Source organism: Streptomyces sp. NPDC002619 (assembly GCF_042889305.1).
GTDB lineage: Bacteria > Actinomycetota > Actinomycetes > Streptomycetales > Streptomycetaceae > Streptomyces.
In genome coordinates this window covers 1-15,004 of record NZ_JBIAQV010000042.1, presented here as the reverse complement: position 1 = coordinate 15,004, position 15,004 = coordinate 1, and the positions used below count along the sequence as shown (strand labels likewise).

Here is a 15,004-nt window from a genome sequence, read left to right as displayed (position 1 = left end):
GTCAGGCGTGGCAGCCGTCCGGCAGCCGCGGCACAACCGAGAAATTCAAGGAGATACGGCCATGGCCGTCGTCACGATGCGGGAGCTGCTGGAGAGCGGCGTCCACTTCGGTCACCAGACCCGTCGCTGGAACCCGAAGATGAAGCGCTTCATCTTCACCGAGCGCAATGGCATCTACATCATCGACCTGCTCCAGTCGCTGTCGTACATCGACCGCGCCTACGAGTTCGTCAAGGAGACCGTCGCCCACGGCGGCACGGTCATGTTCGTCGGTACGAAGAAGCAGGCGCAGGAGGCCATCTCCGAGCAGGCCACCCGCGTCGGTATGCCCTACGTCAACCAGCGCTGGCTGGGCGGCATGCTCACCAACTTCTCCACCGTCTACAAGCGTCTGCAGCGCCTCAAGGAGCTCGAGCAGATCGACTTCGACGACGTCGCCGCGTCCGGTCTGACCAAGAAGGAGCTTCTCGTGCTCTCGCGCGAGAAGGCCAAGCTGGAGAAGACCCTCGGTGGTATCCGCGAGATGCAGAAGGTGCCCAGCGCCGTCTGGATCGTGGACACCAAGAAGGAGCACATCGCGGTCGGTGAGGCCCGGAAGCTCAACATCCCGGTCGTCGCCATCCTCGACACCAACTGCGACCCCGACGAGGTCGACTACAAGATCCCGGGCAACGACGACGCGATCCGCTCCGTCACCCTGCTCACCCGTGTGATCGCCGACGCCGTCGCCGAGGGCCTCATCTCCCGCTCCCGCGTCGCCACCGGTGACAAGGGCGAGAAGGCCGCGGGCGAGCCGCTCGCCGAGTGGGAGCGCGACCTGCTCGAGGGTGAGAAGAAGGCCGACGAGCCCGAGGTCCAGACCTCGGCCGAGACGGAGAAGGTCGCCGACGCCGAGCAGGCCGAAGCCCCCGTCGCCGCCGAGCAGGCCGAGGCCCCGGCTGCCGAGGCTCCGGCTGCCGAGGCTCCGGCTGCCGAGGCTCCGGCTGCCGAGGCTCCGGCTGCCGAGGCTCCGGCTGTCGAGACCCCCGCCGCGGACGCCGAGCAGGCCTGATCCGTCAGCGTCAGAGTTGACGGCGGGAGCGGTGACATCAAGTCCGCTCCCGCCGTTCACCCTTAGGTCGGCGGAGTGTCAGCGGCCCCCGACTACATGGGGGCCGTAGACCCCGTAGATCTTCGATCTTCCAGACTTCGAGAAAGATTCACAGACTCATGGCGAACTACACCGCCGCCGACGTCAAGAAGCTTCGTGAGCTCACCGGCGCCGGCATGATGGACTGCAAGAAGGCGCTGGACGAGGCCGAGGGCAACGTCGAGAAGGCCGTCGAGGCGCTCCGAATCAAGGGCCAGAAGGGCGTCGCCAAGCGCGAGGGCCGTTCCGCCGAGAACGGCGCCGTGGTTTCGATCATCGCCGACGACAACTCCTCCGGCGTCCTGGTCGAGCTGAAGTGCGAGACCGACTTCGTCGCCAAGGGCGAGAAGTTCCAGGCCGTGGCCACCACCATCGCCGAGCACGTCGCCAAGACCTCCCCGGCCGACCTCGAGGCCCTGCTCGCCTCCGAGATCGAGCCCGGCAAGACCGTCCAGGCGTTCGTCGACGAGGCCAACGCCAACCTCGGCGAGAAGATCGTCCTGGACCGCTTCGCGCAGTTCGCCGACGGCTTCGTCACCGCCTACATGCACCGCACGATGCCCGACCTGCCCCCGCAGATCGGTGTCCTCGTCGAGCTGGACAAGCCGAACGCCGAGGTCGCCAAGGGCGTCGCCCAGCACATCGCCGCCTTCGCGCCGAAGTACCTCTCCAAGGAGGACATCCCGGCCGAGGTCGTCGAGTCCGAGCGCCGTATCGCCGAGGAGACCACCCGCGCCGAGGGCAAGCCCGAGGCCGCGATCGCCAAGATCGTCGACGGTCGCCTCAACGGCTTCTTCAAGGACGCCACGCTGCTCGGCCAGCCGTACGCGCTGGACAACAAGAAGTCCGTCCAGAAGGTCCTGGACGAGGCCGGTGTCACCCTGAAGCGCTTCGCGCGCATCAAGGTCGGCATCTGAGTCCGTACCGCGATCGACGCGCGACCCCGATAGGGTCGACAGCAGTCGGCCGTACCGTTCGCGTTTGCGGCATCGCACACGCGCGTGACGGACGACAGCAGATCTGACGAGGAGGCCATTGCCGCGCATGGGAGCCAGGAGCCACCCCACCGGCAATGGCCTTCTTCGTATGTGCAACATGTGAAAGAGGCGGGATCCCCATGACCACGAAGGCCCAGAAGAGCGACGACGGCAAAGTACGCGGCCGGTTTCTGCTGAAGCTGTCCGGAGAGGCCTTCGCCGGCGGCGGGGGCCTGGGCGTCGACCCCGACGTGGTGCACGCCATCGCCCGCGAGATCGCTGCCGTCGTCCGGGACGGCGCGCAGATCGCGGTCGTCATCGGCGGCGGCAACTTCTTCCGCGGCGCCGAACTCCAGCAGCGCGGCATGGACCGGGCCCGCTCGGACTACATGGGCATGCTCGGCACCGTGATGAACTGCCTCGCCCTCCAGGACTTCCTGGAGAAGGAGGGCATCCAGTCCCGGGTGCAGACCGCCATCACCATGGGGCAGGTCGCCGAACCGTACATCCCGCTGCGCGCCGTGCGTCACCTGGAGAAGGGCCGTGTGGTGATCTTCGGCGCCGGTATGGGCATGCCGTACTTCTCCACCGACACCACCGCCGCCCAGCGTGCCCTGGAGATCGATGCCGAGGCGCTGCTGATGGGCAAGAACGGTGTGGACGGGGTGTACGACTCCGACCCGAAGACCAACCCGGACGCCGTCAAGTTCGACTCCCTCGGCTACGGCGAGGTCATCACGCGCGACCTCAAGGTCGCCGACGCCACCGCGATCACGCTGTGCCGCGACAACAAGCTCCCGATCCTGGTCTTCGAGCTCCTCGCGGCCGGCAATATCGCGCGGGCCGTCAAGGGTGAGAAGATCGGCACGCTCGTGGGGGATCAGGACAGCCGGAACTGACCGATACACCTCCTTCGGCCACCGGGCGCCACCTGTCCGGGGGACCGGCGGGACGGACCCTGACCGGGGGATGGACAATGGTCTACCGGTCGGGAACCGTGCAGGAAGAAGACGCGACGCAGCCGGCCGCCGCCACCGCCAAGGAAACGCAGCCGGGCCTACTCAAGACACGCAGGAGCAAGTGGTGATCGAAGAGACCCTCCTCGAGGCCGAGGAAAAGATGGAGAAGGCCGTCGTGGTCGCCAAGGAGGACTTCGCCGCGATCCGTACCGGCCGTGCGCACCCGGCGATGTTCAACAAGATCGTCGCCGACTACTACGGTGCGCCGACGCCGATCAACCAGCTGGCTTCGTTCTCCGTGCCGGAGCCGCGCATGGCGGTCGTGACCCCGTTCGACAAGAGTGCCCTGCGCAACATCGAGCAGGCGATCCGCGACTCCGACCTGGGCGTCAACCCGAGCAACGACGGCAACATCATCCGTGTGGTGTTCCCGGAGCTCACCGAGGAGCGACGCCGCGACTACATCAAGGTCGCCAAGGGCAAGGGCGAGGACGCCAAGGTGTCCATCCGCTCCGTGCGCCGCAAGGCGAAGGACGCCATCGACAAGCTGATCAAGGACGGAGAGATCGGCGAGGACGAGGGCCGCCGTGCGGAGAAGGAACTCGACGACACCACGGCGAAGTACGTCGCCCAGGTGGACGAGCTCCTCAAGCACAAGGAAGCGGAGCTGCTCGAGGTCTGATGAACGACTCTTCCTGGGGGGCGCCGCCGCAGACCGGGTACTGGGGGCCTACCGACCAAGGGCCTGGCCAGGGCCATTTTCCCGGCCAACTCCCGGGGCATGGCCGGGGAGCCGGACCGGCGGGTCCCGCGTACGATGCGCATGACGCGCAGCAGACTCGCCCCATGCCCATCGTGCCCGACGACCCACCCGCGCACGGCGGAGACCAGGATGACGGCCGGGGGGCCGCTCGGCTGAGCGGCCCCTTGTTCCGAGACGAGACCCCGACGGCGCGTCCCCACCGGGCCGGGCCGCAGAATCCGGAGCCCATGCCCGACGTCCCACAGCCGGCGCCCGCACCGCAGAAGAAGAGTGCGGGCCGGGACCTGGGTGCGGCGATAGGCGTCGGCGTCGGGCTCGGCGTGGTGATCGTCGCGTCCCTGTTCATCGTGAAAGCCGTCTTCGTCGGCGTGGTGGCGGTCGCCGCCGTCGTCGGCCTGTGGGAGCTGACCAGTCGGCTCCAGGAGCGCAAGGGCATCAAGGCGCCCCTCGTTCCGCTCGCGGTCGGCGGCGCCTCCATGATCGTCGCCGGATACGTCCGGGGAGCCGAGGGCGCCTGGGTGGCCATGGCGCTCACCGCGCTGGCGGTGCTGGTCTGGCGGATGACAGAACCGCCGGAGGGCTACCTCAAGGACGTCACGGCCGGTGTCTTCGCGGCGTTCTACGTACCGTTCCTGGCCACGTTCGTCTCGATGATGCTCACCGCCGACGACGGCCCCCGCCGCGTGCTGACCTTCCTGCTCCTGACCGTCGTCAGCGACACCGGTGCCTACGCCGTCGGCTGGCGCTTCGGCCGGCGCAAGCTCGCCCCACGCATCAGCCCCGGCAAGACCCGCGAGGGCCTCGTCGGCGCGGTCACCTTCGCCATGGTCGGGGGCGCGCTGTGCATGCAGTTTCTGATCGACAACGGCACCTGGTGGCAGGGCCTCCTGCTGGGTCTCGCCGTCGCGGCCAGCGCCACGCTCGGCGACCTCGGCGAGTCCATGATCAAGCGGGACCTCGGCATCAAGGACATGGGCACGCTGCTCCCGGGGCACGGCGGCATCATGGACCGGCTGGACTCCCTGCTGCCCACGGCTCCCGTGGTGTGGCTGCTGTTGGTGATCTTCGTCGGGTCCGCGTAGCCACTGCACCCGAGCTTCGACGAGCCCCCGCCCTCACATGAGGACGGGGGCTCGTCGTCGTACAGCGGACCGTCGTACAACGGTCCGTCATACGGCGGACCGTCGTATGACGGACCGTTGTACGACGGGAATCCCGGAACCCGGATGCCGCAGCAGAATTGGCCGGTGGCGGGACGCGGAGGAAGACTCCCACAGTGGACGGCCCTCTCCCCGGAAGTGGTGGTGCGTCATGACCCTCGACTCCGCCTCCTCGGACACACCTCCGCCGCCGGTGCGCGTCTGGGCCGTCGATGACCTGCCCGCCCTCGACCCCGATCCGTTCCTGGACGAGGTGATGCTCGAGGAGCCGGTCAGGCGGATCAAGCTGCCGTACGGCGAGGGGCATGCCTGGCTCGTCACCCGCTACGACGACGTCCGCTTCGTCACCTCCGACCCGCGCTCTCCCGCGAGCAGCTGATCGGCCGCTCGGTCACCAGCATGCGGCCGGAACCGGTGGCCTCCCAGACGGCCGGACTGCAGTACATCGACCCGCCACGGCACAACCGGCGCGCGCACCCCCGCACCTCCGCGCCGAGCACCCGCAACTGCACTGCCGGTCCCACCACTGGTTCGACGTCACCGCGTCCCCCATACGTCGACAACAGCACGCGCACGTCGTGCCCCCATTTCCGCAGGTTGTGGCATCGGCCGACGATTCTGCGCCGTGACCCGGGTCTTGCGGCAAGCCCCCCAGCGCGCTATACGTTGAGAGTGGCAAGGAGAGAGCTCTCCTTGCCTTTGCCTTTTGCCGTCCAATGGAACTGACAAGCTTCTCGCGAAGCGGTGGCGCGCCGCGTACGGGTACGCGTCGTTGGCCCAGGCGGATGTCCCATCGGCCTACGGATGCAGCCGCGGAACCAGAAGTTCTATCCCTTGTCGGCAAGGCCCGAACGTCGAGCGCGCCGCCATCTCCCGGAGGTCGTCGCGCCACGCGAGTGCTGGGCCAAGCTCGCCAAACGGACGCTTGACGGTCGCCGTGACTCAAATCGGCCGGCACCCAAGCGAACGGCCTCACGTCACTGGCAACCAGGCCAGAGTCGCGCTGTGCTGGTGTTCATGCAGGTCAAGGCGTCAGCAACAAGTCGTCATTGGGGGGACTGTAAATCCCCCAGGTGTCCCCCGACAGCGCCAGAATCAAGGAAACCCGCTGACCACAGGGGGTGAGCGGAGCCCGCTGGAAGTCGGCCCCATTATGCGGGTCAGCAACCCTTGTTATAGGGCTGGCCATTTCGTAGCAGAGTATCCCTCTGATTGTGGAATGACCTCCGCTCCTGGCCCGTGCAGGGTGTGGATGGCGTCCGCGTGCTGAGCCAGGGCCTGGTCGTGGGTGATCAGGATCGTGGTGCGACCGGCCATCAGCCGCCGTAGCGGGGCCAGGACATGCGCGGCCGCCTGGTGGTCGAGTCCGGCGGTTGGCTCGTCGAGGATGAGGACCGGGGTCGCTCGGAGGAAGGCCCGGGCGATGGCGATGCGCCGGCTCTGGCCTCCGGACAGCTGGAATCCGTTTTCCCCAATGGTGGTCAGGTAGCCGTCGGGAAGGGCGGTGATGAACTCATGGGCGTCGGCGTCCTTGGCCGCTTGGATGATCTCCGCCATCGTGGCTCGAGGCCAGCCGTAGGCGATGTTGTCGCGGATGGTCGTATGGAAGAGCTGGGCGTGTTGGGGGAGCAGGGTGACCGCCGCGCGAACCGAGGCCGTCGTCACGTCCCGGAGATCGACCCCGTCCAAGCGCACCGATCCGGAATCCGGGTCCATGAAACGCACCAGCAACTTGGCGAGGGTGGACTTGCCCGCGCCGCTCGGGCCCATAATCGCGAGCACCTCGCCAGGCGCGACACTGAAACTGACGTCGCGCAGCACCGGTCCGCGCCGGTTTGACGGGTAGACCGCCGCAACGCTCAGGCACTCAACACGTCCCTGCACATGGGCGAGTGCAGGGGCGTCGGGGCGCTCGCGGACCGGGGAGCGCATGTCGAGCAGTTCGATGACACGTTCGGCGCCCGCGCTGGCGGAGCCGAACACCGAGGCCAGGCCGGAGAGTTCCTGCACGGGCCCGAAAAGCTGGGCCAGGAAAGCGGCGAAGGCGAGCAGTCCGCCCAAGGTCAGCGCGTTCCGGGTCAGTTCGAAGGCGCCGAGGCCCACCACGGCAAGGGCGCCCACCACTTCGAACACGTTCAGCAGCGACGGGTACAAATGTGCGACTCGTGCCGTGGAGAGCTCCGCGCGCAGCAGGGCCTCCCCCTCCCGGCGGACCCGTTCGACCTCGTGGGCCTGTCGGTTGTAGGCCTGGGCCAGGGCGGAGCAGGTGAGGCTCTCCTCGACCACGGCAGTGAGGCTGCCCTCACACCGCTGGGCCTCGCGTGACAGGGTATGGATGCGGGCGCTGAACAGCCGGGCCGCGAGCCAGAAGAACGGCGCCGCGGCGAGAGCCGCCAGGGCGAGCGGCCAGCTCAGATAGAAGGCAGCCGCCACGAAGAACAGCAGGCTGATCACTGCCGAGCCCGATGCTATTAGACCGGACGCCACCAACTCCTCGATCTGGGAGATATTCGAGGTCAGCCGTGCCACCACGTCGCCGTGCCTGCGGGTTCGGAGGATGTCGGGGGGCAGGCTGTGCAGATGTTCCACGACCGAGGTGCGCAGACGCAGGAGGAAGCGCTCGGCGACCCAGGTGGCCAGGTACTCGCCCGCAAAGGTCAGCAGCGCCGCGACCACAGCCACGGCGGCCATGAGTCCGGCCAGCGGCAGGAACGCTGTGAACCGGTGGGGGATCAGGACTTGGTCGACCAGGTTCTTGAAGAGCCACACCGAAGCGACTTCACCCGCGGACCCCGCGATGAGGAGGACGACACTCGCGGCGAGCCGGTACCGGTCGGGGCGTGCCCACGGCCAGAAGCGGCGGAACGCGTCGGCCGAAGACACGGCCGCCGCAAGGGGCACTGGACTGTCCTCGGCTGCCGGGGCCACGGGCTTGATGTGAGCCGAGTCGGCGTGTGTCGCGTCCGCCAAGCGGGGTCACCTTCTCGGGGAGGGAGCCGGGTGGGGGCATGCTGCGGAAGGGGGGGGCGACGGACGGGACGCGCCGTCGCCCCCCGATGACGATCCTCGGGTGAGGCGGCGATGCTTAGTAGCGGCCGCCACGGCCGCCACGGCCGCCACGTCCGCCACGGCCGCCGTAGCCGCCACGTCCGCCACGGCCGCCGTAGCCGCCACGTCCGCCACGTCCGCCACGGCCACCACCTCGGCCACCGCGGCCACCACCTCGGCCACCGCGGCCGTTGAAGATCGAGAAAACGCTCATGACGTACCTCCTGTGCGACTGGATGTGCCGGAAGGACTTCGCAGCCCATCGGTTGCCTGAGATCGGCCCCAACGGCACCGAAGACATTCATGCAGCTGGGGTGGGACCCCTTGGGCAATCCGGCGTGGACTGGGGTGATCGATCAGAACCCTCTAAGAACGTACCTAGATCAGCCTAAAAGTGCGCGTTCATGCACAAACAGGACAGCCCTCGTGTGGGTGTGTGACACCTCGGCGGATGTCTCCCGAGGGCGGTAGAGAAGCGACCCAGTTCGCGGCGCCGCCACACGGCTGCCGAACCTGCCTTTGAGGCTGTGAGATCAATGCCTGACGTGAACTCAGTAGCCCTTCGCCAAATACAGACTGACGCCACATCATGTGTCGTCGGACGGGATGCGCCGTTGACCGCCGCCCGCTATGGGACCGCGCTCGGGCAGCATTGGAGCGGGGTGCCACGACCCTCGGGCACGTGATCGGAATGGTCGGGAATCGCGGCAGCCATTCAGGTGACGTGACCACCTGAAGAACTCTGTCGCCGGAGGACATCGAGACCGCTGGTCTGACTGCAGTCTTTGACGGCAACACCGGTGCACCCTGCCGTACCAGGAAAGTCGATGCCGGACGCTGCGCAGGACGCTAGCGAGCCGCATACCCGGCCCTTGGGCCGCCGGAAGGAACTCCTAAAGTGTCAATCCCCGCGCAGCGTGGAGACGATCTATGCGGCCAGTCCCTCGGCGAGGGTGGCCCTGTAGTCACGTTCGTAGTCGATCGGGCTCTTGAACCCACATACGCTGTGTAGGCGCCTGGTGTTGTAGAAGTCGGTGATCCAGGTGGCGATCTTGATGTGGGCCTCGGTGCGGGTGCGGAAGGTGTGCCGGTGCACGTACTCCACTTTGAGGACGCTGTTGAACGCCTCGCTCACGGCGTTGTCGAAGCAAGATCCAACTCTGCCCATGGACTGGACAACGCCGAGCTTTCGACAGGCCCGCTTGAACCGACGCGAGCAGTACTCGCTGCCCCTGTCCGTGTGCATGATCACGCCGCGCACGTCGCCGCCGCGGGTGGCCGCGGCCATGTGCAGGGACGCGACGACCAGATCGGCGTCATGACGGGCGGCCATCGCATAGCCGAGCAGCCGGCGGGAGAACAGGTCGATGACCGTCGCCAAGTACAGCTTGCCCTCGCCCGTTTCGATCTCGGTGAGATCGCCCGCCCAGACAAGATCGGGTTCCTCGGCGGTGAAGTCCCGGCGCACGAAGTCCGGGGCGGCCAGCCGCTTGCCCGGCCTCGTCAGCGACCGGCGCCTGCGGATCTTCCGTCCGGCGAGCCCGAGCTCGGCCATGACCTTCGCGACCGTGTTCACCGACACCCGCCAGCCTCGGCGCACCGGCTCGATGAACACCTTCGGCGAGCCGTAGGTGCCGCCCGAGCCGTGGAAGATCTCCTCGATCTCATCGGCCAGTTGCTGCGGGCGCACCTCACGCGCGGTCGGCGCGCGGTCGCGCCACCTGTAAAACCACGACTCCGAAACCCCCAGCGCCCGGCAGGCGGTGCGGTACGGAATCTTCTGCTCGGCCTTGCAGTTGATGATCACCCCGACCGCGACGGCCGGGTCCGCCTCAGCTACTTCACCCACAAGGCCACGAATCGCTTGCACACATCACGCTCCATCTTCAGCTCGCGGATGCGCTTGTCCTTCTCCCTGGCCTCGGCCCGCAGCCGCTCCAGCTCAGCGCGCTCACTCTCCCGCAGCCGACCGCCGGGCGATGGCTCGGCCACCGGCCGGTCCGACGACGGCGACCCGTTGCGCCGCGCTCGCGACACCCAGCTGTGCAGGGTTCCCGGGTGGATACCCAGATCCTCAGCCACTTCCGGAATCGGCTTCCCGGTCTCCGTCACGATCCGTACCGCCCCCTCGCGGAACTCAGCGTCGTAGATGCGCTTCCTGGATGCCATGACCCCCAACTATCCCTCCGGTCACGGTCTTCACAGTAGGAGGGGAACCTCAGCATCGTGATCCCCCCGAAGGCGCACATCAGTGGGCCGAGATCACGTCCGTGAGCCGGCGGGTGCCTACGCGTGGCACACGCCGTGGTTGACCATCTGGGTGTGGCGTGCGACCACCGGGCGCGCGCTCTTGGCCAGGGACTTCACCAGCGGGTTGGTGCCCGAGGCGATCTCCTTGTCGATGAGCGCGAGGGTCTGCACGTGGGCGGGGTACTGGGCCTTGAGCCACGCGGCATCGTACGCGGGCGTCCCGGCGAGGGACTTGAGGGCGGCGGTTTGCGTCAGCTGCGCGCCCGTTTGCCCGGACGGCAGTGCCACGCCGAGTTCTGCCGCGGTCTTGACGACACCGGCATCAAGGGCGCTGTGGTCGCGGATGAAGTCGGCGCCGGCCCGCTTGACGCAGGCGGTGGTCGCGGCGCTCTGAGCTTGCTGACTGGTAGTGATCTCCCACAGGTTTCCCTGGTGGGCCGCGGTCAGGAGCTGCCTGTCCAGGGTGGAGACCGCCGACGGCGAGAACGACGACGAAGCGAGGGCCGGGAGCGACGTGGCACCCATGACGCACAGGGTGGTGGCGCAGACGGCGGCGAAACGGGCACGGGATCGAGTCGTGTACATGAGTCCTCCACAGGTCGCACGTGCAAGCCTCGACGAAAACCCCATCCTCATTGCTCGAAGCATGAGAAACCGTACCTATGTCATGGTTCACCCGGTTGAGTTCCTCGGCAACCGAGGACCCGGGCGCCTCTATCAGTTTCGGTGGGTGGTCGGGCGTCGATCCTCGGCGGCCGACCGTACGACCTTCGGCACACCTGCATCACCACATGGTTGAACGCAGGGGTGTCCGCGCCTGAGGCGCCCCGGCGAGCGACTTGATTGGTGCCTCGGAAGTACAGCCAGCGGCACCTTACTAAGCAGCCGGGGGACGGCCGACGACGTCTGCGGCCGCCGGGGGAGGTGGGCCGCTGGGAAGGATCGATTCCCCCATACGTCCCCCGGAAGGGGGGAGTCGGGGGAAAGGTCCAGCTCAGCGGATACGAGAGCGGCCAGCTGTAAATCTGCCGGGGCCGCGTCGGCATTTCGTCGGCCCCTCTTGCGGGGTAGGGGTGGGGCAAGGCGTCAGCAGCGGCGCGTGCGCGCTGGTCAGGATGTGTCACGCGCGCGGTCTGTAAAGCCGTTCTCCCGATGGCTACAGCGCGAGCGGGTGTTGGGGCTCTTGCGCAGCTTGTGTGCGGCCGGCTCGGCGTGCTTGCTACGTAGAGCAGGGGGGGGCGACGCGGTCGGCGCGCGGTTGGAGTCCGTGGATCAGTCAGCGGACTCCGTCGCCCCTGAAGGGGTGTGGCCGCGCTGTACGGGGACAGCGCGGTCGAGTTCCGTCGCCTCCCGGCCGGGTGGTGTGACGCGGTGGGCGACGAGGGCGGCGAGGTCGTCGTCGCGGGTGCCGTGGACGTAGGCGCACAGGTCCTGGTGGAGGTGTTCGAGGAGTTGGCGGGGCGGGTCGAGGGCCCATCGGTGGACGCGCTGGGCGAGGGGGTAGAAGGTCCCGGTCCGGTTGCGGGTCTCGCTGACGCCGTCGGTGTAGAGCAGCAGGCGGTCGCCGATGGTGAAGGGGATGGTGTCGACCTGGTAGTGGTCGCCGAGGAGGTCGGCCATGTTGATGGGTGGTGACGGCGCGCTGGGTTCCACCTCGCGCACTTCGCCGCCGTGCAACAGCAGCGGCGGGGGGTGGCCGCAGTTGACCAGGCGCGCGATGGGTTCTCCGGCGGGGATCTCCACGAGCACGATGGTGGCGAAGCGCTCCAGCGCATCGCCGGGGACGTCCCGGGAGTATTGGCTCATGAGGGTCTCCATCTGTCCTGCCAGGGACGGCAGGTCGGGCGCGCTCATCCTCAGCACCCGGAACGTGCTGAGGATGACCGAGGCGACCTCGACGGCCGGAAGTCCCTTGCCGCGGACGTCGCCGATGATCAGCCGCACCCCGTACGGGGTCTGCATCGCCTCGTAGAAGTCGCCGCCGATGCGGGCCTGCGCGGCGGCGGCCTGGTAGAGCACCTCGACGTCGATGTCTTCGAGGTGCTGCGGGAGTGGGCGCAGCAGCACCCGCTGCGCGGTCTCCGCCACGGAGCGGACCTCGGCGAGGGTGCGTTCTCGGTTCTGCCGTACCCGGCTGGCGTAGGCGGCGGTCAGAGTGCTGGCCGCAACCGCGAGCAGGGTGAAATTGCCCGGTGTCTGGCCCAGATTGTGGTCCGCGGCGGTGATGGCGAACCCGGCTATCAGGGCGAGCAGCCCGATGCCCAGCGTGCCGGACACGGAGAACATCGCCGCGGCCAGCGCCGGCGTCGCCCCGAGCAACCGGTAGAACTGCAGGTGGGGCGTGAAGAAGGCCGCCACCGAGGCCAGCACGATCACCAGCAGCGGAATCAGGAGCGCCGGCTCAAACGGCCGGCCCTCTTCCCGCATCCGTCGGGAGAGCCGCTTCGGGGCGATCACCTGCCTGAGCGACCGAACGGCGGTGCCGCGGGCTGCGATGATCCCCCTGACCTGCACACCCATGTTTTTGTCCTTAGGCGGAGATGGTGCATAATAGCCCATTTATGAACAGAACTACCTGAAATATATTTAATATCCTACTAAGTGCAATGCGTACTAAATCGTACGCCCCATGCAGCGTCGCTCCCTGCCGACGGGATGCCGGTGTGGCCGTCAACAACCTTCCGGAATGGTTGGTGCGTGACGCCGGCAACCAGGGCATAGACCTAGCTTCCGGCGTGCTCGACTTCCCATTCGGGATCATCGGGATGGCCCGGCGATGCACTACTTGTACCGACAGACACAGGGGGGCCACCGTCCCGAAGGCCGCGGTGATCACCACGCGTGCCCACCGCGCCCCACTCTCACCGATCTCCCACACCCTTGACCGCCCGCCGGGTCCGTGGGACCCGCGTGGGGCAGGTAGGTCGACACGGGGTGTTTCCGCTGTTCAGGGCTGCTCGGCCGCGCGGCCTGTAAATCTGCCGTGCTCCAGAGCGGGGCTGTGTGGGCCGTCGAAGGACGGCCAGGAGTGGTCAACGACTACCAATGACGACCGCACTGGCGTCTGCCAGTGCTGCACGGATGTCGATCGCGCGACGTCGCTTCGGGGGCGCATCACTTCCGGGGCAGCAATCCCCGCCCGCTCCAGGGCGGTCGGCCGTACTCAAGATCTGCCAGGAACGCTGTGCTGCCCTCGCAGCGCTTGAATGAGCCGACATCCCGCGTGGCTCAGTCCACATCCATCCCCAGCTCGGTGTCCGGGCGGCAGAACCCGCAAGCCTGCACCATGGGGTCGAGCAGTCCCGCGCGGGCGTCCTGCGCGGTGATCGGGTGCGTGGAGCCAGCGTTCAGGCAGTCGTCGGTGTGGATACGGACAGGCTCGGGCCCGATCGCCCTAGGTTGCCGCTCCACGGCGAAGCCGGTCCCCCTTAGCCCGCGCGCGCTCGTTGTGAAGCTGGGTATGGCAGCCGGGCGCTGCTTGGGCTGCGGGGACGGCTGCTGTGCTGAATGGCCTTCCACCTGCGCCAGTGCCTCGGAGACGGCATCGCGCTGAAGGCGCAGGTAGAGGCCCACAGTCTCGTTCTCGGCGATCTGCAGGTCCAGGTGCCGCAGGATCGCTCGGAGCCGCTGGGCATCAGGCGGTAGGGCGGACATGGCCCGCACCGCCGATCACGTTGGGGCCTGTCACCTCCAGCCCCTTTCTCCTCGCCCGAGACTCCGCAGTTCCCACACGGCTCCCGGTGTCCGTCCGCCGCGCTCCTGCCAGTGCGCGTGGAACAGCACCGCGGTCGACAGTTGGTACAGGCGACGCCGGAGCCCGGTGTGACCGGGCCTGTCGGCGAGCTGACGGCAGACGGCGGTCCACTCCTGCTGAACCTGGACCAGGTCGTCGGGAAACGGTCGCATGACCAGATTCAAGCATGTGTTCGATTTTCTTGGCGACCGGCGAACCGGTAAACCGGCCGTGCTAGGGGCGGAGCGTGTCCTGTGCCAGCGAACCTTGACCGCTTGCCATCGAAGATTGAGCGGTGGGGACCAGGCACCCTCCGGCGAGCCGCGGATGTAATCGGGCGTGAAGGCCCGGTCTACCTGACCGGGCCTTCATCTTCTCCTGGCTGTGCGTCAGGCATGTCCAGGATGGCCTCTCGGGTATACCGAGGGCCCCCTGGGGGTGGGGGCACCATAGGGGCCATGAGTTCGGTGAGGAGCCTGCTCAGGTCATCCGTGGATAGCGCCAGACCCATGGTCTGCACGATGCGCAGAGCACAGTCCCGGATGGACTGAGCGTCCTTCTCTGGCGCCGCCGTGCTCCTAATCTCCTCACACACGCGGCTGAATTGTTCAGCGCTGATCGTTGGCCGACTTATCGGTTGCGCCATGGTGCGCTCCTCCTGGGAGACGGGGCGGTTCCACCCGCTCTTCCAGAAAGCGCTGAGCACACCCCAACGGCAACTGGAGAGAGCCAGCGCGCAGGCGCTCGACCAGAGCCGTGCCGACAAGCCGCTCAGACTTCGTTGGCACGCGCTCAAGGTGCGCTGTCACAGGACAGAGAGCCCTGGGCCCTCACGTCCTGGTCGTGGGTGAGCGGGCGCCGACCTGCGCAGATGTGCTCGCCAGCCGCTGAGCTTGGCGTTTATCCTCGGCGGGTTTGGTGTTCCTTGATCGACTCGGCGCGTTTGACCGTCTTGCCGACGTCGTGGCGCTTGGCTCGGTGCTTG

The 15,004-nt window shown here is 67.7% G+C and carries 12 protein-coding genes; 6 read left to right on the top strand and 6 right to left on the bottom strand.

The window, feature by feature from the left end; translation table 11 throughout:
* Nucleotides 1–61: 61 nt before the first annotated feature.
* The 6 genes from rpsB to ACFYXB_RS37145 all read left to right on the top strand — a co-directional run bounded on the left by rpsB (nucleotide 62) and on the right by ACFYXB_RS37145 (nucleotide 5,367).
* Entirely contained in the window at nucleotides 62–1,051 is a 990-nt protein-coding gene (gene rpsB / locus ACFYXB_RS37170; RefSeq protein WP_389589431.1) for a 30S ribosomal protein S2, read from the top strand.
* 158 nt (nucleotides 1,052–1,209) lie between these two features.
* Nucleotides 1,210–2,046: a translation elongation factor Ts gene (tsf, locus tag ACFYXB_RS37165; RefSeq protein ID WP_351361588.1), complete on the top strand. Its 837-nt coding sequence runs from the start codon at nucleotides 1,210–1,212 to the stop codon at nucleotides 2,044–2,046.
* Nucleotides 2,047–2,246: 200 nt separating this feature from the next.
* Nucleotides 2,247–3,005, top strand: a complete 759-nt coding sequence (pyrH, locus tag ACFYXB_RS37160) for a UMP kinase (RefSeq protein ID WP_351361591.1) — start codon at nucleotides 2,247–2,249, stop codon at nucleotides 3,003–3,005.
* Between the two features lie 184 nt (nucleotides 3,006–3,189).
* Complete coding sequence (gene frr, locus ACFYXB_RS37155) at nucleotides 3,190–3,747, top strand: ribosome recycling factor (RefSeq protein WP_389589430.1); 558 nt, start codon at nucleotides 3,190–3,192, stop codon at nucleotides 3,745–3,747.
* Nucleotides 3,747–4,910 carry a phosphatidate cytidylyltransferase gene (locus ACFYXB_RS37150; RefSeq protein WP_389589429.1) on the top strand — a complete coding sequence of 388 codons (1,164 nt, stop codon included), beginning with the start codon at nucleotides 3,747–3,749 and terminating at the stop codon, nucleotides 4,908–4,910. The genes frr and ACFYXB_RS37150 overlap by 1 nt, the downstream gene beginning before the upstream one ends.
* Before the next feature lie 229 nt (nucleotides 4,911–5,139).
* Nucleotides 5,140–5,367 carry a hypothetical protein gene (locus ACFYXB_RS37145; RefSeq protein ID WP_389589428.1) on the top strand — a complete coding sequence of 76 codons (228 nt, stop codon included), beginning with the start codon at nucleotides 5,140–5,142 and terminating at the stop codon, nucleotides 5,365–5,367.
* Between the two features lie 794 nt (nucleotides 5,368–6,161).
* Here the strand turns inward: ACFYXB_RS37145 and ACFYXB_RS37140 are convergent.
* The 6 genes from ACFYXB_RS37140 to ACFYXB_RS37115 all read right to left on the bottom strand — a co-directional run bounded on the left by ACFYXB_RS37140 (nucleotide 6,162) and on the right by ACFYXB_RS37115 (nucleotide 13,940).
* Nucleotides 6,162–7,958 carry an ABC transporter ATP-binding protein gene (locus ACFYXB_RS37140; RefSeq protein WP_389589427.1) on the bottom strand — a complete coding sequence of 599 codons (1,797 nt, stop codon included), beginning with the start codon at nucleotides 7,956–7,958 and terminating at the stop codon, nucleotides 6,162–6,164.
* 1,006 nt (nucleotides 7,959–8,964) lie between these two features.
* Entirely contained in the window at nucleotides 8,965–9,885 is a 921-nt protein-coding gene (locus tag ACFYXB_RS37135; RefSeq protein WP_389589426.1) for an IS3 family transposase, read from the bottom strand.
* Complete coding sequence (locus tag ACFYXB_RS37130; protein WP_389589425.1) at nucleotides 9,873–10,205, bottom strand: transposase; 333 nt, start codon at nucleotides 10,203–10,205, stop codon at nucleotides 9,873–9,875. The genes ACFYXB_RS37135 and ACFYXB_RS37130 overlap by 13 nt, the downstream gene beginning before the upstream one ends.
* A gap of 117 nt (nucleotides 10,206–10,322) precedes the next feature.
* Nucleotides 10,323–10,871, bottom strand: coding sequence for a DUF4142 domain-containing protein (locus ACFYXB_RS37125; protein WP_388508059.1), 549 nt, complete (start codon nucleotides 10,869–10,871; stop codon nucleotides 10,323–10,325).
* Between the two features lie 687 nt (nucleotides 10,872–11,558).
* The gene (locus tag ACFYXB_RS37120) at nucleotides 11,559–12,806 is read right to left on the bottom strand and encodes a PP2C family protein-serine/threonine phosphatase (protein WP_389589424.1); all 1,248 of its coding nucleotides are present in this window, start codon (nucleotides 12,804–12,806) and stop codon (nucleotides 11,559–11,561) included.
* Between the two features lie 708 nt (nucleotides 12,807–13,514).
* Entirely contained in the window at nucleotides 13,515–13,940 is a 426-nt protein-coding gene (locus ACFYXB_RS37115; protein ID WP_389589423.1) for a DUF6233 domain-containing protein, read from the bottom strand.
* Between the last annotated feature and the right edge of the window lie 1,064 nt (nucleotides 13,941–15,004).